Here is a 21,198-nt window from a genome sequence, read left to right as displayed (position 1 = left end):
CCGGGCGCGTGACGCCGCGCCACGCCGGGCGATCGTGGCGCGCTCAGCGCCGGGTCGCCACGGCGCCGGTGGCGATGCGCTCGCGGAACGCCGCCAGCCGGGCCTTCAGGCGTCGCTCGTTGGCCACGCCCATGCGCACCATGAGCTTCTGGCCGCTGGAGAGAGACTCCAGCTCCGGATCGACAAACTCGTAGCGGGTCCAGGGCCGGGGCGTCGCGTACTCGCCCTTGACCTCGACCAGCGTCACCGCCACCGGACCCTCCGGTTCGGGCGCCTGCAGCAGGTGGTCGATGACGGCGACCAGGCGATCGTTGAAATAGCGCCCGGGATAGCCGAGCTCCTCGTAGGCCTCCTGGAACAGCGGATAGAGCCGCGCGTACAGCGCCGCGGCGCGCTCGACGTTCACGGTCTCGGCGAAGCCGACGAAGGCGCCATAGCGCGCCGCGTTGCTGGCATCGATCGTGGTCGGGGCACCCCCGGTGCTCCCGGTGCCGCCGGCGACCGTGAAGCGGCCGGGCGTCGGCTGCACCGGCCACATGCGGGCCGCCGCCTGCGGCCGCACCAGGTTGTCGACCGTGGCGACCAGGCGGCGCACGAAGCCGTCGAGCTGCAGGAACGACAGCGACTTCTGGCCGCCGAGCAGTTCGGCCAGCGCCGCCGTGACGCGCGCGTCGGCATCGTTGAGGCGCGGCAGCGAGGCCTCGGGCGCGGCCAGCGCCTCGACCGGGTTCTGCGGGCCGGCGGCCTGCTCGGGCACGGGCGATGGCGGCGGCATGTCGGTGGCGGGCGGGTCGGACATGCTGGCCGAGGGCGGCGCGATGTCCGGCGGTGCCTCGGCGCGCTGCGTCGACCAGTACCACCAGGCCAGGCCGGCGGCGATGGCCACGATCGCGAGGACGAGCAGCACGCCGCCGATGCCGCGCGAGGGTTCTGGCACGGGTCTGAAATCCGATGAATGACGCTCGGGCATGGGCGGGGTCCGTTGTTCGTTGACTGCACTATTAAAACCGGGACCGGGGCCGGCGCCGTAACGCGCTGTGAAAGCCAGCGGCGTCGGCCTACGGAATGGCGCCGGAGCGCTTCCTATCATGATCCCATGCCCTCTTCCGCCACGACCTCCTCCCCGCCTTCCGCCACCGCTTCCCTCGTCACCTCCTGGCCGCAGACGCTCTGGCTGATCCGCCATGGCCAGAGTGCCGGCAATGTCGCGCGCGACATCGCCGAATCCGGCGGCCTACCGGTGATCGACCTGGCCTGGCGCGACATCGACGTGCCGTTGTCGGACCTCGGCATCGAACAGGCCACGGCCGTGGGCGACTGGTTCGGCCGGCTGCCCGACGACGCGCGGCCGGAGATCATCCTGTGCTCGCCCTACGTGCGGGCGCGCGAGACCGCCCGCCTGCTGGCCGAGAGCGCCGGCCTGGGCCCCGACCAGGGCGTGCGCCTGCGCATCGACGAGCGGCTGCGCGAGAAGGAGTTCGGCATCCTCGACCGGCTCACGCGCTTCGGCATCCAGCAGAAGCATCCCGAGCTCGACGAGCAGCGCGGCCACGTCGGCAAGTTCTATTTCCGCCCGCCCGGTGGCGAGAGCTGGTGCGACGTGATCCTGCGCCTGCGCAGCCTGCTGGAGATGGTCACGCGCGAGTACGCCGGCCAGCGCGTGCTGGTGGTGGGCCACCAGGTCATCGTCAACTGCATGCGCTACCTGCTGGAGCACATGGACGAACAGCGCATCCTCGACATCGATCGCCAGGGCGACGTGCCCAATTGCGCCGTCACGTCCTACCGGGCGCAGCGCGACGACGACGCGCCGGATCAGGCCGAGGTGATGCGACTCGACCTGGTGAACTTCCTCGCGCCCCTGCGCGAGGCCGCGACGCCGGTCACCAGCGCGCCCGACGCCCAGACCTCGCCCAAGCCATGACCACCGCCGCGCGTCCGCGGCGTGCCGCCCGGTCCGGCGGGACCGGGGCCGGGAAGACCGTCGGAACCATCGATGCCGCCGCCCTCGCCCGCTGGCCGCTGACCGCGCCGGATGGCGCGGCCGACAAGGAGACCCGCGGCCACGTGCTGGTGGTGGCGGGCAGCCACGAGATCCCGGGCGCGGCGCTGCTGGCCGCCGTCGCCGCCCTGCGCGTCGGCGCCGGCAAGCTGACCATCGCGGCGCCCGAGCGGGTCGCGCTGGGACTGGCGCTGGCGATCCCCGAGGCGCGCGTGATCGCGCTGGCCGAGAACAAGGGTGGCGGCCTGCTGGCCAAGGGCTGCGACGAACTGGCGCCGGTCGCCGCCAGGGCCGGGGCGGTGGTGCTGGGGCCGGGCATGCTCGACGAGGCGCGCAGCGTGGCCTTCGTGCGCGGCCTGCTGCCCCTGCTGCGCGAGACCATCGTCGTGCTGGATGCCTATGCCATGTCGGTGGTGCGCGACGGCCCCTTCGACCAGCCGGTGGTGCTGACGCCGCATGCCGGCGAGATGGCGCACCTGACCGGCCTGACCAAGGAGGCGGTCTGCGCCGATCCGCTCGGTACCGCGCGCGATGCCGCCGGGCGCTGGAACGCCTGCGTGGCGCTCAAGGGCGCGCAGACCTTCATCGTGCAGCCGGGCGAAGGCGCCTGGCGCTTCGACGGCGGCACGCCGGGCCTGGCGACATCGGGCTCGGGCGACACGCTCGCCGGCCTGATCGGCGGCCTGGCGGCGCGCGGCCTGTCGCCGCTGCAGGCCAGTGCCTGGGGCGTACTGCTGCATGCGCGCGCCGGTCATGTGCTGGCGCGTCGCCACGGGCCGCTGGGCTACCTGGCGCGCGAGCTGTCGGCCGAGGTGCCGGCGATCATCCACGCCATCGGGAAGCAGCACGCGCCGGCACGCGGCAAGTGACGCCGGGCCGGCCACGCGCCGCTCGCACGGCGCTCAGACCAGCCCCAGGTCGCGCGCCGCCACGCCGCCGAAGACGCGATCGAGCTGCGCCGGCGACAGGCCATACATGCGCTGGAACAGGCCGCCGAACACCGCCCGGTATTCGTTGAGCACCGGGTAGTCGCGGTCCTGGAACAGGTGCTTGCGGTCGACCTCGACCTGCTCGCCGACGATGTGCCCGCCGGCCTGCGCGGCCAGGCCGCCGCCGAGCACCCAGTACACCGTGCCGTGGCCGTGGTCGGTGCCGCCATTGCCATTCTCGCGGAAGGTGCGGCCGAACTCGCTGATGACCACCACGACCGTGTCGCGCCAGGCCGCCTCGCCCATCTCCTCGGCGAAGCCGGCCAGGCCACGCCCCAGTTCGTCGAAGCGGCCGGCCAGGTAGCCGGTGCTGCCGCCCTGGCCGACGTGCGTGTCCCAACCGCCGACGTCGACGAAGCCGAGGTCGAAGCGCTCGCGCATCAGTGCGGCCATGCGGCGCGCCACGCGCTCGAAGCCGCGCGTCGTCAGGGCATCCCGGCCCGCCGCCGTCATCTCGGCGGCGACGGCGCGCCGGACCTCGTCGCGCACCGCGAGACCCTCGGTCACGGCGTCGGCGAGCGGCGTGTCGCGGTACATCGCCTGGATCGCCGCGCTCTGGCGCGCATCGAGGCCGCCGCCGCGCCCGACGGCGGCGAGCGCCATGTTGGCCGCGCGCGCCTCGCCACGCAGGGCCAGGGGCAGCTGCTCCGTGAAGGCGATGGGCGCCACGTCGACGAGCGGACCGCCGCCCAGCACGCCCGCCAGGCGGTTGAGGAAGCCCGAGCGGTAGTCGCGCCGACCGTCGAGCGCCTGGCCGAGCTCGATCGAGTCCTGGGTCTCGAAGTGGCTGCGCGTCAGGTCGTCGGTGCCGGCGAAGGGGATGAAGGCGGCCTGCCCGCGCCGGAACAGCGGCAGCACGCTCGATGCCAGCGCCGGGTGCAGGCCCCAGGTGCCGTCGAGCGCGATCGCGCCGCCCGCCTCGCCCGGTCGCGGTACCGCGATGCGCGGGCGCGCGGCCCGATAGAAGTCGCTGGCGGTCGGCACCAGCAGGTTGGCGCAGTCGTAGGCCCCACGCAGGAACACGACCAGCAGTCGGGCATCGCGGTGGGCCGGCGTGGCCAGCAGGCGCGCGCTCGCGCCGGCCAGTGGAGCGGCGCCGAGCATCCCGAGCAGTTCGCGGCGTTTCATGGCTTCGTTCTCCTTCTCGAACCTTCAGCGGTTCATGTGTTCGGGCGCGGCCAGCATCAACGTGTTCCATTCCCGTGGCGACCTGGCCTGCGCCAGCGCGGCGCGCGTGGGCGCGGCGAACCGTGGCAGCAGGATGCGCACGACCGGCGATTCGGCCAGCGAGACGTTCGCATCGGCGGCGATGGCGCGCGCGATCTCGAAGCGCGTCGCCATCTGGCCGGCGCTGGCCCAGGCGTCGCGCGTCAGCGGATGACCGTCGGGCGTCTCGTGGCCATAGACCGGCTCGCCCATGCGCGCGATCCAGCCGAGCAGCGGATCGACGCTGGCGATCACGCGGGTGTCGTTGACCAGCCGGACGCTGCCGATCGCGTAGTGCACCGGATCGCTGAAGCGCGTGCCGAGCGAGTCGGCGAACTCGGCCGACTCGAACATCGCCGTCAGCACGGCGACGATGTCGCCGTCGCTGCGCTCGAAGGCGGCGCTCATGCGCGCCACCAGCGCGGGCGGCGGCGCGTCGGCGACGAACCAGGTCGCCAGCCGGGTCGAGACGAAACGCGCCGTGGCCGGAGCGCGCGCCAGGCGATCGAGCGCCTCGTCGATCTCGCCGGGGCCGCGCCGCGTGATGGGCCGGCCGAGGAAGGTCTTCGGCCCGTAGTCGTGGCGGTTGGGATTGAACTCGAAGCGCCCCTGGCGCACGTAGTCTCCACGCAGGGCCGGCCGCACGGCGGGCGCCGGGGCGTCGGCCGCCGCCGGTGCGATGCCCGCGCCGGTCAGCACCCGGGCCAGTTCCTGGACGTCGCCCTGCGAGTAGCCACCGCCCACGCCCAGCGTGTGCAGTTCCATGAGTTCGCGCGCGTAGTTCTCGTTCAGGCGGCCGTTGGCGTTCTGCGCGTTGTCGAGGTAGCGCAGCATGGCCGGATGGCGCAGCGTGGTGCCCAGCAGGTCGCGGAAACGCCCCAGGGCGTGCGGCCGGACGGCGTGCTCCTCGTAGTCGCCGACCAGCGCACGCACCTCGCCCTTGCGGGTGCTGACATTGAAATGGTTCATCCAGAACCAGGTCATCTGCTCCTGCAGCTGGTGGGGCGAATAGAGGGCGCGCCATGCGAAGCGTTGTCGCGACTCGCGCGCCAGATCGTCGAGCGCGCGCTGATAGGCCTGGCGGGCGGGCAGGCGCGCCTCGTCGGGCAGGGTGTCGATGGCGCGGCGCTGGGCGTCGAGCTCGGCGGCCAGCGCGTCCGGTGGCGTGGTGGTGATGCGCATGGCATCGATCCGCGCCTGCACGGCGGGCGGGAGCCGCGCGGCGCCGGGATGGAGCTGGCGGCCCAGCCAGGGCGCCAAGCCCATCGCATCGACCTCCTCCAGCGTGGCGACGTTGGCGCCCCAGGTGACGCGGTCGATCCAGCGCAGCCGCGTGACGGCATCGGCGGCGGCGACCCGGGGCGCGGGGGGAGCGGCGGGCAGCGCGCAGGCGGAGAGCAGCATGGCGCCGAGGCCCGAGAGACAGAGTCGACGGGTCGCGCCCGTGGCGACGATGGCGGGAACTGCGTTCAAGCGAAGGCTCCGATGGAATCGATCCGATCCGGACCGGTCCTCCCTCAACCCGTCAACGGCGTGGGCAGTTGACGTGCTTTACCTGGCGTTGACACGACCATCGTCGGCCCCCCGCGAACGCCGTCGGCCCCTCACCCCCGCCCACGCCCGGGGCGCGCGGGAGCGACAGCCCCGGTCAGGCGGAGACGACCTGCGACGGCTGCGCCCCGGCGATCTGCCGCAGGGCGCGTTCGAACACCTCGACCGGCTGGCCACCCGAGATCAGGTGGCGGTCGTTCAGGATGATCGCCGGCACCGAGTGGATGCCGGCATCGGTGTAGAGGCGTTCGCGCTCGCGCACCGCCTCGGCGTACTCGTCGCCCGCCAGGATCTCGCTCGCCCGCGCCGGATCGAGGCCGACCTCCCCGGCCAACCGCACCAGCGTGGCGGCATCCGACGGATCCAGGCCATCGGTGAAATAGGCCTTCAGCAGCGCCTTCTTCAATGCGTACTGGTGCGCCGGATGATCCACTTCCGCCCAGTGCAGGAGCCGGTGCGCGTCGAAGGTGTTGTAGACGCGGCGCCGGGCGCCGGGCGTGAAGGTGAAGCCCACGGCCGCGCCGCGCTGGCGGATCGTCTCGCTCATCTGGGCCTGCTGTTCCGGCGTCGAGCCGTACTTGCCATGCAGATGCTCGCCGATGTCCTGGCCCTCGGGCGCCATCTGCGGATTGAGCTCGAAGGGCTGGAAGTGCAGCTCGGCGCGCACCTCCGGCGCGACGCGCTCGAGAGCCGCTTCGAGCGCTCCCAGGCCGACGGCGCACCAGGGGCAGGAGACATCGGAGACGAAGTCGATCTTGAGGGGGGTGGTCATGGAGGGTGTTCCGGTCGGATCGGGTGGTCGATACTGGAATGATGGCGGCATCCGGGCGGACTTCAACCCGTCGCGCGATGGCGACGGGCGTGGGCGGCGGCGCCCGATCTCAGGGGCGACGGCCGAATGGCAGCTGCCCGCGCCAGTAGCGCAGGGTCAGCCAGCCGCCCAGGATGCCGCCCAGGTGGGCGAAGTGCGCCACACCGCTCATGCTGCCGGTGACGCCCAGGGTCAGTTCGACCAGGCCATAGAGCACCACGAAGAGCCAGGCCGGCATCGGGATGGGAGGGATCAGCGGGACGATGGTGCGCTTGGGGAACAGCATCGCGAAACCCGCGAGCAGGCCGAACAGTCCACCCGAAGCGCCGATGGTGGGCGTATTGCTGCCGCTCCAGGCCGCCACCGCCAGTTGCGCCAGGGCCGCGCACAGCACGCTGGCGAAATAGAACACCAGGAAGCGCCGGGGACCCCAGACACGCTCGAGTTCGGCGCCGAACATGAACAGGCCGAACATGTTGAAGACCAGATGCGACACCCCGCCGTGCAGGAAGGCATAGGTCAGCACCTGCCAGGGCAGGAAGCCGCCCGAGTCCACCGGCCACAGCGCGAAGGCCGCGATGCCGTCCACGCCCAGCGACTGCATGAGGAAGACGGCGACGCAACTGAGGATCAACGCCTGGGTGGCGGGCGGCATGGAGAACATCGGGCTTCCGTTTCGAGGGAGTGGGACGAGGACCGGGAGCGGCATCGCTAGGACGCCGTGGCCGGTGCGGGACGAGGAGCGCCGCGCTAGAGGAAGGACGCCTGCAGGCGACCGGTGCCGGCGCCGGCGGCGTCGGTGGCCGAGACGGGCCCCTCGCCGCACTGCGCGCGCTGGCGCAGCGCGTGCTCCATCACCACCAGTGCCAGCATGGCCTCGGCGATCGGCGTCGCGCGGATGCCCACGCAGGGATCGTGCCGGCCCTTGGTGACCACCTCGACCGGCTGGTTGTCGACGTCGATCGACTGGCGCGGGCTGATGATCGAGCTGGTCGGCTTGATCGCGATGCCGACCTCCAGGTCCTGCCCGGTGCTGATGCCGCCGAGCACGCCACCGGCGTTGTTGGTGACGAAGCCCTCGGGCGTGATCGAGTCGCCGTGCGTGGTGCCACGCTGGCGCACGCTCGCGAAGCCGGCGCCGATCTCGACGCCCTTGACCGCGTTGATGCCCATCATGGCGAAGGCGATGTCGGCATCGAGCTTGTCGAACAGCGGCTCGCCCAGGCCCACCGGCACGTTCGAGGCCGTGACCCGCAGCCGCGCGCCACACGAGTCGCCGGCCTTGCGCAGGGCATCCATGTAGGCCTCCAGGTGGGCGACGTCGGCCACCGGCGCGAAGAACGGGTTGGCCGGCACGTGCGCCCAGTCCTCGAACGGGATCTCGATCTCGCCGATCTGCGTCATGCAGCCCCGGAACACCGTGCCATAGCGCTCCAGCAGCCATTTCTTGGCCACCGCGCCGGCCGCCACCATGGGCGCCGTGAGCCGGGCCGACGAGCGACCGCCGCCGCGCGGATCGCGGATGCCGTACTTCTTCCAGTAGGTGAAGTCGGCATGGCCGGGACGGAATTGCTGGGCGATGCGGCCGTAGTCCTTGCTGCGCTGGTCGGTGTTCTGGATCAGCAGCGCGATCGGGGTACCGGTGGTGCGGCCCTCGTAGACGCCGCTAAGGATCTGCACCGCGTCGGGCTCGTTGCGCTGCGTGACGTGGCGGCTGGTGCCGGGACGCCGGCGATCGAGATCGCCCTGGATGTCGCTCTCCGACAGCGCCAGTCCCGGGGGGCAGCCATCGATGACGCAGCCGATCGCGGGACCGTGGGATTCACCGAAGTTGGTGACGGCGAAGAGAGTTCCGAATGTATTACCGCTCATGGGGCGGAATTATCCGCACAACGCGCCGGCCCCCGGTGGCGGCCACGCCCGCAAGACCATCGACCGCGCCGGGTCGGAGCCATCCGTGGACGGCTCACTCGTGCAGCCGGACCTCGCTCTTGCGCAACCGGAACGCGTTCTTCGGCAGCGGCACGCCATTGAACAGGAACATCAGGATGCCGCTGCGCTCGACCACCACGTGGATGGCGAACGACACCGCCGTCACCAGGCCGCACAGCAGCACGAATTCGGACAGCACCGGGATGTGGGCCGGCTCGATCCACTTGTAGAACAGGTTGAGCAGCGGGAAATGCACCAGGTAGACCGTGAACGACGCGTCCGCGACCTTGCGGATCGCCGAACTCGGCACGTCCAGCAGCATGCGGCAGGCCGAGAACAGGGCGCGCGCAACACCGATGCAGGCCACGGTGGAGATGAACATGCGCCCGACGTTGAGCGCGAAGCCACCCCAGGGCACCACCAGCAGGAAGGCCACCGCCAGCAGCGTCACGACCAGGCTCGCGACCGAACTCGTGCTCATGAAGTGCAGCACGCGCTGGTTCATCCGCATGGCCACGCCCAGCAGCAGGAACGGTGCATAGCCGATCGCCGACAGCAACGTGATCTTCAGCACGAGGGTCTCCGGCACGTGCTTGCCGAGCATCGAGCCGATGCCCGAGATGACCCCGGTCATCAGCACCAGCGCGACGACGCCGACCACGGGCCGCTCGACCAGCGCGTCGACCATGGCCTTGAAGCGCGCCTGCAGCGGTGTCATCGCCAGCAGCGCCAGGACGCCGCATTGAACCAGCAGCGTCGTCAGGAACCAGAGATGGGCCAGCCAGTGATCGCCACTGCTGGTGATCAGTTCCATGCTGTCGTCCTGGGCCCAGAGCGACAGCGGATTGAGCAGGAAGGCCGCCGCCAGCAGCGGCACGCCCAGCTTGACCGTGCGGCCGCCGAACCAGGCGCCCGCGCCCTTGCGATCGAGCATCATGAAGGCGAAATAGCCGGCCACCACGAAGAACAGCGGCATGCGGAAGATATGGATCGCTTCGGCGAGGTATTTCAGGAAGCCGCTGGTGTCCTCCGATTTGGCGAAGATCCAGTCATTGCCCTGCGCGTAGACCAGGGCGACATGATAAGGAATGCCCAGGAACATCAGGATGGCACGCGCGGCGTCGAGAAAATAGACTCTTCCGTTGAATTGCACTCGAATTATTCCTTCACATGGAAATTGCAGATGAACAGCCGCCGCAATGGAAAATCAATTCCATTGGAGGAGCTTGTCGGATCGATCTTGACGTCGAATTCAATATCGCCTTCCATGTCTCGGAATCGATTAAAGCGACCTATTGATTATCGGTAGAAACACTCATAGGACACATTTGTCCACGTTTCGAATTGAAACTTGATCTGTATCGTGTATTGAGATGTAAATAAACGGATCGCGGCATCCGATTTTCTTGCCTGATCGGAAATATCTTGATATTGGAAATATCCGCCCGTATCCGGCTAGATCGTCACGGCGGCGTGACGCTTTTCGATGGATCGGACCTTCGCGATGTGGACGATATGCGACGGCCATTCCGCGGGCCATGACCCGGAAAGCCAAAAAAATTGCCGTTCGTAACCGAACGGCAATGAAGTGAAACAGGAATCGGCTGGAAAAGCCGTGAAGGCCGGCGTCGGACGTCGGACTCCGGTGCCGACGCTTCGCTCAGAGCGCCAGGCGTTGGCGCGCGGCCTGGTATTGCTGTTTAAGCTTCTCGATATAGGCCGCCGCGCTGGTGACTTCGCCGATCGCGCCGATGCCCTGGCCCGAGCCCCAGATGTCCTTCCAGGCCTTGGCCTTCGAGCCTTCGCCGCTGGCGAAATTCATGGTCTTGAGATCGCCCTGCGGCAGATTCGCGGGGTCCATGCCGGCGGCCACGATGCTGGGCGCCAGGTAATTGCCATGCACGCCGGTGAAGAGATTGGAATAGACGATGTCGTCGGAATTGCCCTCGACGATGGCGCGCTTGTAGTCGTCGCTGGCGCGCGCTTCCTCGGTGGCGATGAAGGCGGTGCCGATATAGGCGAAATCGGCGCCCATCGCCTGCGCGGCCAGCACCGCGTCGCCGGTGGCGATGGAGCCCGACAGCGCCACCGGCCCGTCGAACCATTGCCGGATCTCCTGGATCAGCGCGAACGGGCTCTTCACGCCGGCATGGCCGCCAGCGCCGGCCGCGACGGCGATGAGGCCGTCGGCGCCCTTCTCGATCGCCTTCCTGGCATAGGTGTTGTTGATGATGTCGTGCAGTGTCACCCCGCCATAGGCGTGCACCGCCTCGTTGACATCGACGCGGGCACCCAGCGAGGTGATGACGATCGGCACCTTGTACTTGGCCACCAGCGCCATGTCGTGCTCGAGCCGGTCGTTGCTCTTGTGGACGATCTGGTTGATGGCGAATGGCGCCGCCGGCCGGTCGGGATGGTCACGGTCGTGCGCGGCCAGGGTCTCGGTGATCTCGGCCAGCCACTCGTCGAGCTGCGAGGCCGGACGCGCGTTGAGCGCCGGCATCGACCCCACCACGCCGGCCTTGCACTGGGCGATCACCAGTTTCGGATTGCTGATGATGAACAGCGGCGAGCCGATGATCGGCAGCGGCAGGTGGGCGAGCACGGGAGGCAGTCTGGACATGGGGACTCCGTCGGTCTGGGAAAGTGGATCGTGGTGGGGCGCGAGGCGGCCGGTTCTCAGAAGGCGTCGAGCGCCAGCGCCGTGACGCTGTCGGCGCCATGGACGATGCTGTCGCGCACGGCGCCGGTCTTGTTCAGGATGTGCTCGGCATAGAAGCGCGCCGTCGCGATCTTGGCCTGCATGAATGCCGCCTCGGCGCCGCTGCCAGTCTCGATCAGCGTCTGGGCCACCAGCAGCGAGCGCGCCAGCTTCCAGCCGGCGACCAGGTTGCCCGCCAGCATCAGGTAGGGCACGCTGCCGGCGAAGACGGCATTGGGCGCGACCCGGGCCTGCGCGACCACGAAATCGACCACTTCGACGAATGCCTCGCGCGCGGCTCCCAGGCGAGCGCGCACGGCCAGCGCCGCCTCGCTGCCGCTGGCCTCGAGTTCGGCCTCGGTGGCGGCAATGCGCCCGGCGATGGCGCGTGCCAGGCGACCGCCGTCGCGCGCCGTCTTGCGCCCGACCAGGTCGTTGGCCTGGATCGCGGTGGTGCCTTCGTAGATCGTCAGGATGCGGGCATCGCGCAGGTACTGCGCCGCCCCGGTCTCCTCGATGAAGCCCATGCCGCCATGCACCTGCACGCCCAGCGAGGCGACCTCGATGCTGATCTCCGTCGAGTAGCCCTTGACCAGCGGCACCAGGAATTCGTGCAGCGCGGCGCTCTCGCGGCGCGCCTCGGCATCCGCGTGGTGGTGCGCGGCATCGTAGGCGGCGGCGGCCACGCTGGCCATGGCGCGGCAACCCTCGGTGAGCGCGCGCATGGTCATGAGCATGCGACGCACGTCGGGGTGCTGGATGATCGGCACGCTGGTGTTCGCCGAGCCGTCGACCGGTCGGCTCTGCACGCGGTCGCGGGCATAGGCCACCGCGTGCTGGTAGGCCCGCTCCGAGATCGCCACGCCCTGCACGCCCACGGCATAGCGGGCCGCGTTCATCATGATGAACATGTACTCCAGCCCGCGGTTCTCCTCGCCCACCAGCCAGCCGAGCGCGCCGCCGTGGTCGCCGAACTGCAGCACGGCCGTCGGCGAGGCCTTGATGCCCAGCTTGTGCTCGATGCTCACGCAGTGCACGTCGTTGCGCTCGCCGGGCGCGCCATCGGCCGTGGGCAGGAATTTCGGACAGACGAACAGGCTGATGCCCTTGACGCCCTCGGGCGCGCCGGCCACGCGCGCCAGCACCAGGTGCACGATGTTGGCGGCCATGTCGTGCTCGCCATAGGTGATGTAGATCTTGGTGCCGAAGAGCCTGTAGGTGCCGTCGCGCTGTCCGGCGGGATCCGTCTGCGGCTCGGCCCGCGTGCGCACCAGCGAGAGGTCGCTGCCGGCCTGGGGCTCGGTCAGGTTCATGGTGCCGGTCCATTCGCCGCTCACCAGCTTGCCCAGGTAGGCCGCCTTCAGCTCGTCGGAGCCGGCGGTCAGCAGTGCTTCGATGGCGCCGTCGGACAGCAGCGGGCAGAGCGCGAAGCTCATGTTGGCCGAATTGAGCATCTCGGCGCAGGCCGCGCCGATGGTCTTGGGCAGGCCCTGGCCGCCGAAGTCGAGTGGGTGCTGCAGGCCCTGCCAGCCGCCCGCCGTGTACTGCGCGAAGGCCTCCTTGAACCCGGGGGTGGTGGTGACCACGCCATCCTTGAACGACGAGGGATCGCGGTCGCCCGCCACGTTCAGCGGCGCGACCACGTCCTGGGTGAAGCGCGCGCATTCGGCCAGCACGGCGCGCGCGGTCTCCAGGCCGGCGTCCTCGAATCCGGGCAGCGTGGCGATGGCATCGAGCCCCGCCAGGTGCTCCATGTCGAACAGCATGTCTTCGAGCGGGGCGCGGTAGGTCATGTCTCTGCTTTCAAGTGGATCGGATGCGAAAAAGGCACCGCGAGCGATGCCTTTCGAGTGCTGGTGCGGAGGCGTCGATCGCCCGGACTCAGAGCTTCTCGACGAGTTCGGGCACGGCGACGAACAGGTCGGCCACCAGGCCGTAGTCGGCCACGGAGAAGATCGGCGCCTCCTCGTCCTTGTTGATCGCCACGATCACCTTGGAGTCCTTCATGCCCGCCAGGTGCTGGATCGCCCCGGAGATGCCCGCGGCGATGTAGAGCTGCGGGGCGACGATCTTGCCGGTCTGGCCGACCTGCCAGTCGTTGGGCGCGTAGCCCGCGTCCACCGCCGCGCGGCTCGCGCCCAGGCCGGCGTTGAGCTTGTCGGCCAGCGGCGTCATCACTTCCGTGAACTTCTCGGCGCTGCCCAACGCGCGGCCGCCCGAGACGATGATCTTGGCCGCCGTCAGTTCCGGGCGGTCGCTCTTGGTGACCTCGCGGCCGACGAAGCTGGACTTGCCCGAGTCGGCCACCGCATCGGCGTTCTCGATGGTGGCGCTGCCACCGGAGGACGCCGCCGCGTCGAAGCCGGTGGTGCGCACCGTGATGACCTTGATCGCATCGCTGCTCTGCACCGTGGCGATGGCGTTGCCGGCGTAGATCGGGCGCTCGAAGGTGTCGGGCGAATCGACCTTTGTGATGTCGCTGATCTGCGCGACGTCGAGCTTGGCGGCCACGCGCGGCGCGACGTTCTTGCCCGCCGCCGTCGACGGGAACAGGATGTGGCTGTAGTTCGAGGCGATGGCCAGCACCTGCGCCGCGACGTTCTCCGCCAGGCCTTCGGTCAGGCTCGCGCCGTCGGCCACGATGACCTTGGCGACGCCGGCGATCTGCGCGGCGGCGGCGCCCGCCTCCGCCGCGTTGGCACCGGCGACGAGCACGTGCACGTCGCCTCCGATGGCCAGCGCGGCCGTGACGGTGTTGAGGGTCGCCGGCTTGACGCTGGCGTGGTCGTGTTCGGCAATGACGAGGATGGGCATGGTCAGATCACCTTGGCTTCGTTCTTGAGTTTGTCGACGAGGGCGGCCACGTCGGCCACCTTGACGCCGGCACCGCGCTTGGGCGGCTCGGCGACCTTGAGGGTCTTCAGGCGCGGCTTGACATCCACGCCCAGGTCCTCGGGCTTGACGACGTCGAGCATCTTCTTCTTGGCCTTCATGATGTTGGGCAAGGTCACGTAGCGCGGCTCGTTCAGGCGCAGGTCGGTCGTGACGATCGCCGGCAGCGTCAGCGACACCGTCTCCAGGCCGCCGTCGACCTCGCGCGTGACATTGACCTTGTCACCCGACACCTCGACCTTGCTGGCAAAGGTGCCCTGGGGCAGGTCGGCCAGCGCGGCGAGCATCTGGCCGGTCTGGTTGGCGTCGTCGTCGATCGCCTGCTTGCCCAGGATCACCAGCTGGGGCTGCTCCTTGTCGATCAGCGCCTTAAGCAGCTTGGCCACCGCCAGGGGTTGCAGCTCCTCGCTCGTCTCCACCAGGATGGCGCGGTCCGCGCCGATGGCCAATGCGGTGCGCAGGGTCTCCTGGCACTTGGTCTCGCCGCAGGAGATGGCGATGATCTCGGTGACCACGCCCTTCTCCTTGAGCCGGACGGCTTCCTCGACGGCGATCTCGTCGAAGGGATTCATGCTGTGCTTGACATTGGCCACGTCCACACCGCTGCCGTCGGATTTCACCCGAACCTTCACGTTGTAGTCGACGACCCGCTTGACTGGGACCAGAACCTTCATTGATATGACTCCATGAGATGGCAAAACCGCGCGCCTCCGAGAGGGCAACCGATCATTCTAGGGTCGGTCTTTTCGGACGACTGTCCGTTTGTGTCACCGCGGTGCCTGCGCGGTCCGGAGGACGATGAGAAAAAAGAACGATCGTTCTTTTCTTTCAAATTATAAAGGAGCTTCTTGGCCGGCGGTGAAATCGCGTGGCAGGGATTCCACCCGCAGCACGCGCTGCGCGAACGGGATCTCGATCCGCGCCGCGCGCAGGCCCTCGAGGATGGCGATGTTGATCGCCGATCGCACGTTGTCCTTGCCCTTGTCGGGGTCGGCGATCCAGAAATGCAGCGTGAACTCGATGCCGTCGGGCGTGAAGGTGGTCAGGAAGGCGACCGGTGCCGGCTCCGTCATCACGCGCGGCTGGGCGGTGGCCGCCGCGACCAGGATCGCCTGGACCTGCGCCACCTCGCTGCGGTAGCCCACCACGATGGCCGTCGTGATGTTGAACTTGCGGTCGGCCAGGGAGAGGTTCTCGACCCGGCTGGTGATGAGCGATTCGTTGGGCACGATCGCCTCGCGGCCGTTGCCCGCGCGCACCAGCGTGTAGCGCGTCTTGATGTCGGTGATGCGACCCTCGAAGCTGTCGATCTTGACGTTGTCGCCGATGCGGATCGAGCGCTCCAGCAGGATCACGAAGCCGCTCACGTAGTTGGCCGCCAGCTTCTGCAGGCCGAAGCCCAGGCCCACGCCCAGGGCGCCGCCGAGCACCGACAGCGCCGTCAGGTCGACCCCGACCGCCGACAGCGCGAACAGCAGGCCCACCAGCAGCAGGAAGGCGCGGATCGCGTTGGAGGCCACCTTGCGCATCGACAGGTCGCTCACGGCCTCGCGCAGGATGCGCTTCTCGATGGTGGCGGCGACCCACAGCGCGATCACCATCACCAGGCCGGCCGACAGCGTGCCTTCCATGATGGTGCGCAGGCTCACGCGGTCCTTGCCGAAGGCCAGGGTGACCCGGTCGAGTTCGGCCAGCACAGGCGGCAGCAGGCCGACGATCCACAACACCGCCCCGGCCCAGGCGATCCAGGAGACGGTGCGCTCCACCAGGCCGACCAGGGCCGAGGCCGGGAACACCGCGCGCAGCACCCGCGCGATCAGCCGGATCGCCACCAGCGAGGCGAACACCGACACCGCGATGCGCAGCACCACCACCACCTGATGGTCCAGCATGACGCGGCGCGCGAGGTCGACGAAGACCAGCGACAGCAGCGGGAACAGCAGCCCGTCGAAGGTGCGTTCGCCGAACCAGATGGAGTCGCGTGGCTGGCCGCGGCCGGACCAGCGGCTCAGGCCCCAGGCCAGCGCCAGGCAGCCGGCGAGCACCGCCAGCTCGATCCACAGGCCGCCCATGCGCACCAGCCGCAGGCGGTCGAGGAAGTCGTCGAAGCGCATGGAGGCGTCGGTCGTCCTGCCGGCCGCCGCTCAGAGGTCGGCCAGCACGCGCACGTGCGCCTCGACGCTCGTGGCCAGGGCGTCGAGGTTGTAGCCGCCCTCGAGCATGGAGACGATGCGGCCCCCGGCGTGGCGTTGCGCGACGCCGCGCACGCGCTCGGTGATCCAGGCGAAGTCCTGCTCGTTGAGCCGCAGCTGGCCGAGTTCGTCGTCGCGGTGGGCGTCGAAGCCGGCGCTCACGAGGATCAGCTGCGGCCGGAAGGCCTCCAGGCGCGGCAGCCACATCATCTCGATGAGCTCGCGCACGTCCATGCCCCGGGTATAGGCCGGCACCGGCAGGTTGAGCATGTTGGGCGCCGGGTGCTCGACGTCGGTGTAGGGGTAGAACGGGTGCTGGAAGATGCCCACCATCAGCACGCGCTCGTCGCCGGCGAGGATGTCCTCGGTGCCATTGCCGTGATGGACGTCGAAGTCGACGATCGCCACCCGTTCGAGGCCATGCGCCTCCAGCGCGTGGCGGGCCGCGATGGCGACGTTGTTGAGGAAGCAGAAGCCCATCGCCTGCTCGCGGCACGCGTGGTGGCCGGGCGGACGCACGGCGCAGAAGGCGTTCTCCAGGGCGCCCGAGAGCACCGCGTCGGTCGCCGCCACGGCGGCGCCGGCGGCGCGGCGCGCGGCCAGCACGGTGTGGCGCATCAGCACGGTGTCGGGGTCGAGCTGGGCGTGGTCGGGGCCGCCCGCCGGCGCATCGGCCACCAGGCGCTGGCTCAGGGATTCGAGATGCTCGAGGTGGGCGACGCTGTGGGCCCGGGTGATCTGCGCCAATGTGGCCAGGGGGACATCGAAGCGTTCGAGCGCGTCGCCGACGCCCGTCAGGAGCAGGCGGTCCTCGATGGCGTCGAGACGCTGCGGGCATTCGGGGTGACCGCCGCCCATGTCGTGTTTCCAGCAGTCGCGGTGGGTGAAATAACCAGTCTTGCCCATGTCTCTGTCGCTTGCTCCGGCCCCACGCGACGTGGGGCCGTCGGGCCATGCGGTATTGTTTGCATATGGATACAAAGATGGACGTGGCCGCGAAGCTCGCCAGTTTGCTGGGTCAGCTTAACACGGTGATCGTGGGCAAGGAGGCCCAGGTGCGCGACTGCGTGGCCTGCCTGCTGGCGGGGGGCCACCTGCTGATCGAGGACGTCCCGGGGGTCGGCAAGACGACCCTGGCGCATGCCCTGTCCCACACCTTCGGGCTGCAGTTCTCGCGCGTCCAGTTCACCGCCGACCTGATGCCCGGCGACCTCTCGGGCGTGGCGATCTACGACCGCAACAGCCAGACCTTCGTGTTCCATCCCGGCCCGGTCTTCGCCCAGGTGCTGCTGGCCGACGAGATCAACCGCGCCAGCCCCAAGACCCAGAGCGCGCTGCTCGAGGCGATGGAGGAGAAGCAGGTGACGATCGAGGGCGAGACCCGGCCGCTGCCGACGCCGTTCTTCGTCATCGCGACGCAGAACCCGCACGACCAGCTCGGCACCTTCGCGCTGCCGGAGTCGCAGCTCGACCGCTTCCTGATGCGGATCTCGCTCGGCCATCCCGACCGTGCCGCCGAGCGCGAGCTGCTCGCCGGCGCCGACCGGCGCGAGATGCTGGCGCACCTGCCGGCCCTGCTCGACGCCGGCGAGCTGCTGGCGCTGCAGCAGCGGGTCCAGCAGGTGCATGCCTCCGGGGCGCTGCTGGACTACCTGCAGGACCTGATCGCCGCCACGCGCAGCGGCCGCTGGTTCCTGCAGGGACTGTCGCCGCGCGCGGGCATCTCGGTGCTGCGGGCGGCCAAGGCGCAGGCGCTGCTGGCCGGTCGCGACTACGTGGCGCCCGACGACATCCAGGCCGTGCTGCCGCAGACCGTGGCGCATCGCGTGACGCCGGTGGGCGATGCCGGGCGCGGCGCCCAGGAACAGGTGCGCGCGATGATCGCCGCCGTGCCGCTGCCCTAGGAGCGCGCAGAGATGACCACGGCGGCGCTGCGCCGGCGTATCGATGGCTGGTTCCTCGGCCGCCAGCCGCCCGCCGACATCCTCGAACTCACGCAGCGCAATGTCTACATCGTGCCGACGGCCGCCGGCTGGCTGCTGGCCGCGACCCTGGCCGTGCAGCTGGTCGCGTCGATCAACTACCAGCTCAACCTCGGCTATCTGCTGACCTTCATGATCACCGGCTGCGTGGCCGTGGGCATGCACGTGGGCCACGCGACATTGCGCGGCCTGAGCCTGCACCTGCTGCCGCCGGAGGCGCAGTTCGCCGGCGGCGCGGCGGTGTTCCGCGTCGTGCTGCACAACGCCCGGCGACGCGTGCGCTACGGCATCGGCCTGGCGGTGCGCGGCAGTGGCCAGTGGGCCTGGACCGACGTGCCGGCCCAGGGCAGCGAGACCGTCGAGATCGCCTTCCGGCCCGAGCGGCGCGGCCTGCACGCGATGCCGGCGCTGACGGCGGAGACGCGCTTCCCGCTGGGCACCTTCCGCGTCTGGACGGTGTGGCGCCCGGCCGCTCGCCTGCTCGTCTATCCGGCGCCCGAGGCGCAGGCGCCGGCGCTGCCCGTCGGCCAGCCACTGGCCGCCGATGCCGGCGCGCCGGCCCTGCGCACCGGTGGCGCCGGCGAATACGACGGCGTGCGCGCCTACCAGCGCGGCGATCCGCAGAAGCTGGTGGTCTGGAAGAAGGCGGCGCGTGCGCAGGCCGCCGGCTCGGACGACCTGGTCAGCCGCGACACCCAGCAGGACCAGCGCCGCGAACTCTGGCTCGACGCCCGCGCCACCGGCCTGGCCGACACCGAAGCCGCCCTGTCGCGCCTGTGCGCCTGGGTGCTGGCGGCCGACCGCCTCGGGCTGGACTACGGGCTGCGCGCCGGCGGCCAGCAGCTGCCGCCGGGCCATGGCGAGGCGCACCGGCGGCGTTGCCTGGAATTGCTCGCCACATGCTGAGCGCGCGCCCGATCTGGCGCGGGCTCGACCCGCGCACCCTCCCCCGCGACGCGCGCGACACGCTGTTCCTGCTCGGCGTGATCGCGCTGGTGGTGCTGCCGCAGCTGCCGAACCTGCCGTGGTGGTGCGGCGTCCTGGTGGCGGTGGTGCTGGTCTGGCGCGGCCTGCTGGCCGTGCGCGCCGCGCCGCTGCCGCGCGGGGCCTGGCGCCTGGCACTGCTGGCCGTCACGCTGGCCGCCACCTACGCCACGCACGGCACCCTGCTCGGGCGCGATGCCGGCGTGACATTGGTGGTGGTGCTGCTGGCGCTCAAGACGATGGAACTGCGCGCGCGGCGCGATGCCTTCGTGGTCTTCTTCCTCGGCTTCTTCGCCATGCTGACCAACTTCTTCCAGTCGCAGACCCTGCTGACGGCGGTGGCGATGCTGCTGGCGCTGCTGGGCCTGCTGACGGCGCTGGTCAATGCCCACATGCCGGTGGGCCGGCCGCCGCTCGCGCAGGCCGCGCGCACGGCCGGCGGCATGGCGTTGCTGGGCGCGCCGATCATGCTGGCGCTGTTCATGCTGTTCCCGCGCCTGGCGCCGCTGTGGGGCACGCCCAACGACGAGGTCACCGGCCGCTCGGGCCTGTCCAACACGATGCGCGTGGGCAGCATCGCGCGCCTGGCGCTGGACGACAGCATCGCCGCGCGCCTGCGTTTCGACGGCGGCCGCGTGCCCGAGCAGCGCACCCTGTACTTCCGCGGTCCGGTGCTGTCGGAATTCGACGGTCGCACCTGGAGCGCGCTGCCGCCCTGGGAGCGTGGCGTGCTGACATCGGAGCTGCGCGTGCGTGGCGAGCCGGTCGGCTACGAGGTCACGCTCGAACCCAGCAACCGGCCCTGGCTGCTGGCGCTCGACGCGCCATCGACGCCGCCCGACATCTCGCACGTGCCCGGCCTGCGCGTGGTGACGACCCCCGATCTGCAATGGCTGGCCAACCGCCCCATCGGCGACCTGCTGCGCTATCGCGGCGCGAGCCATCCCGACTTCCAGAGCGGGCCGCTGCGGCGTACCCCGGCGCTGCAGCGCGACGTGGCGCTGCCGGCGGGCTCGAACCCACGCACCGTCGCGCTGGCCGCGCAGATGCGCGCCGATCCGGCGCTGGCCGCCGCCGGCACGCCGGGCTATGTGCAGGCGGCGCTGCAGCGGCTGCGCACGGATGGCTACTCGTACACCCTGGAGCCGGGTGTCTATGGCGACCAGACCGCCGACGAATTCTGGTTCGACCGCAAGGAGGGCTTCTGCGAGCACATCGCCTCCGCCTTCGTGGTGCTGATGCGCGCGCTCGACGTGCCGGCGCGCATCGTCACCGGCTACCAGGGCGGCGAGCTCAACGGCCTGGACGGCACCTGGGTGCTGCGCCAGAGCGACGCCCATGCCTGGGCCGAGGTGTGGCAGGCCGGCGCCGGCTGGGTGCGGGTCGACCCGACCGGCGCCATCGCGCCCGAGCGCGTCGGCGCCCTGCGCCGGCTGGCGCCGCAGCCGGGCTTCCTGGCCGGCGCGATCGGCACCATGAGCCCGACCCTGCTGCAGAACGCGCGCGAGGTCTGGGAGGCGATCAACAACGCCTGGAACCAGCGGGTCCTCAACTACACGCAGAGCCGCCAGCTCGACCTGCTGAAGTGGCTGGGCTTCGAGGCCCCGGACACGCGCGACCTGGCCCTGGCCCTGCTGTGGCTGATGATCGGCGCGACAACATTGGGCGGCGCCTGGACGCTGTGGGAGCGGCGCCGGCGCGATCCATGGCTGCGCCTGCTCGACCAGGCCCGGGCGCGCCTGGCGAAGGCCGGCCTGGTGCTGCCCGATGCGACCCCGCCGCGCCGGATGGCCGAACAGACGGCGGCGCATTTCGGCGCCGCCGGCCGCTCGGCGCACGACTGGCTGCTGCGGCTGGAGGCGCAACGCTACGCCAGGCAGCCCGCGACCGGCCTGCCGGCCCTGCGCGCCGAGTTCCGCCGCCTGGCGTGGCCGCGCCGGACGGCGCGCTAGACCC

18 protein-coding genes are annotated in these 21,198 nt (G+C 70.3%); 5 read left to right on the top strand and 13 right to left on the bottom strand.

Annotated features, from left to right (window positions below):
- Positions 1–43: 43 nt before the first annotated feature.
- Positions 44–970 carry a DUF3014 domain-containing protein gene (locus tag AC1MLT_RS02080; protein WP_481033632.1) on the bottom strand — a complete coding sequence of 309 codons (927 nt, stop codon included), beginning with the start codon at positions 968–970 and terminating at the stop codon, positions 44–46.
- A gap of 126 nt (positions 971–1,096) precedes the next feature.
- Here AC1MLT_RS02080 and AC1MLT_RS02075 point away from each other — a divergent pair, with 126 nt between their 5' ends.
- Both AC1MLT_RS02075 and AC1MLT_RS02070 read left to right on the top strand, forming a co-directional pair.
- On the top strand, positions 1,097–1,924 hold the full coding sequence (locus AC1MLT_RS02075) for a histidine phosphatase family protein (protein ID WP_481033631.1): 828 nt from the start codon (positions 1,097–1,099) through the stop codon (positions 1,922–1,924).
- Positions 1,921–2,871: an NAD(P)H-hydrate dehydratase gene (locus AC1MLT_RS02070; protein ID WP_481033630.1), complete on the top strand. Its 951-nt coding sequence runs from the start codon at positions 1,921–1,923 to the stop codon at positions 2,869–2,871. Before AC1MLT_RS02075 ends, AC1MLT_RS02070 begins: the two co-directional genes overlap by 4 nt.
- A 33-nt stretch (positions 2,872–2,904) precedes the next feature.
- Here AC1MLT_RS02070 and AC1MLT_RS02065 read toward each other — a convergent pair whose 3' ends face one another.
- The 12 genes from AC1MLT_RS02065 to AC1MLT_RS02010 form a co-directional block, all read right to left on the bottom strand.
- A complete protein-coding gene (locus AC1MLT_RS02065; RefSeq protein WP_481033629.1) occupies positions 2,905–4,119 on the bottom strand; it encodes a DUF1501 domain-containing protein in 1,215 nt (404 codons plus the stop codon).
- A 24-nt stretch (positions 4,120–4,143) separates the two neighbouring features.
- Positions 4,144–5,601, bottom strand: coding sequence for a DUF1800 domain-containing protein (locus AC1MLT_RS02060; RefSeq protein WP_481035084.1), 1,458 nt, complete (start codon positions 5,599–5,601; stop codon positions 4,144–4,146).
- 244 nt (positions 5,602–5,845) lie between these two features.
- Positions 5,846–6,520: a DsbA family oxidoreductase gene (locus tag AC1MLT_RS02055; protein ID WP_481033628.1), complete on the bottom strand. Its 675-nt coding sequence runs from the start codon at positions 6,518–6,520 to the stop codon at positions 5,846–5,848.
- A gap of 109 nt (positions 6,521–6,629) precedes the next feature.
- On the bottom strand, positions 6,630–7,223 hold the full coding sequence (locus AC1MLT_RS02050) for a rhomboid family intramembrane serine protease (RefSeq protein WP_481033627.1): 594 nt from the start codon (positions 7,221–7,223) through the stop codon (positions 6,630–6,632).
- Positions 7,224–7,309: 86 nt separating this feature from the next.
- Positions 7,310–8,431 (bottom strand): chorismate synthase, encoded by a 1,122-nt coding sequence (gene aroC, locus AC1MLT_RS02045; RefSeq protein WP_481033626.1) that lies wholly within the window; start codon positions 8,429–8,431, stop codon positions 7,310–7,312.
- Positions 8,432–8,525: 94 nt separating this feature from the next.
- Positions 8,526–9,644, bottom strand: coding sequence for an acyltransferase family protein (locus tag AC1MLT_RS02040; protein ID WP_481033625.1), 1,119 nt, complete (start codon positions 9,642–9,644; stop codon positions 8,526–8,528).
- Positions 9,645–10,151: 507 nt separating this feature from the next.
- Entirely contained in the window at positions 10,152–11,114 is a 963-nt protein-coding gene (locus AC1MLT_RS02035) for an NAD(P)H-dependent flavin oxidoreductase (RefSeq protein ID WP_481033624.1), read from the bottom strand.
- Between the two features lie 56 nt (positions 11,115–11,170).
- A complete protein-coding gene (locus AC1MLT_RS02030) occupies positions 11,171–12,985 on the bottom strand; it encodes an acyl-CoA dehydrogenase (protein WP_481033623.1) in 1,815 nt (604 codons plus the stop codon).
- A gap of 88 nt (positions 12,986–13,073) precedes the next feature.
- Entirely contained in the window at positions 13,074–14,006 is a 933-nt protein-coding gene (locus AC1MLT_RS02025; RefSeq protein WP_481033622.1) for an electron transfer flavoprotein subunit alpha/FixB family protein, read from the bottom strand.
- A gap of 2 nt (positions 14,007–14,008) precedes the next feature.
- Positions 14,009–14,758, bottom strand: a complete 750-nt coding sequence (locus AC1MLT_RS02020) for an electron transfer flavoprotein subunit beta/FixA family protein (protein ID WP_481033621.1) — start codon at positions 14,756–14,758, stop codon at positions 14,009–14,011.
- A gap of 159 nt (positions 14,759–14,917) precedes the next feature.
- Positions 14,918–16,198 carry a mechanosensitive ion channel family protein gene (locus AC1MLT_RS02015; protein WP_481033620.1) on the bottom strand — a complete coding sequence of 427 codons (1,281 nt, stop codon included), beginning with the start codon at positions 16,196–16,198 and terminating at the stop codon, positions 14,918–14,920.
- A 30-nt stretch (positions 16,199–16,228) separates the two neighbouring features.
- A complete protein-coding gene (locus tag AC1MLT_RS02010; RefSeq protein ID WP_481033619.1) occupies positions 16,229–17,182 on the bottom strand; it encodes a histone deacetylase family protein in 954 nt (317 codons plus the stop codon).
- A 77-nt stretch (positions 17,183–17,259) separates the two neighbouring features.
- Here AC1MLT_RS02010 and AC1MLT_RS02005 point away from each other — a divergent pair, with 77 nt between their 5' ends.
- Genes AC1MLT_RS02005 through AC1MLT_RS01995 form a run of 3 tightly spaced genes read left to right on the top strand, consistent with a single transcriptional unit; the run spans position 17,260 to position 21,194 of the window.
- Positions 17,260–18,180, top strand: coding sequence for an AAA family ATPase (locus tag AC1MLT_RS02005; RefSeq protein WP_481033618.1), 921 nt, complete (start codon positions 17,260–17,262; stop codon positions 18,178–18,180).
- 12 nt (positions 18,181–18,192) lie between these two features.
- Positions 18,193–19,164: a DUF58 domain-containing protein gene (locus AC1MLT_RS02000; protein ID WP_481033617.1), complete on the top strand. Its 972-nt coding sequence runs from the start codon at positions 18,193–18,195 to the stop codon at positions 19,162–19,164.
- Positions 19,158–21,194, top strand: coding sequence for a transglutaminase TgpA family protein (locus AC1MLT_RS01995; protein ID WP_481033616.1), 2,037 nt, complete (start codon positions 19,158–19,160; stop codon positions 21,192–21,194). The genes AC1MLT_RS02000 and AC1MLT_RS01995 overlap by 7 nt, the downstream gene beginning before the upstream one ends.
- Positions 21,195–21,198 lie beyond the last annotated feature (4 nt).

The sequence above is a fragment of the Variovorax sp. PEI5 genome (assembly GCF_056679935.1).
This window is presented reverse-complemented; position numbering and strand designations above follow the sequence as displayed.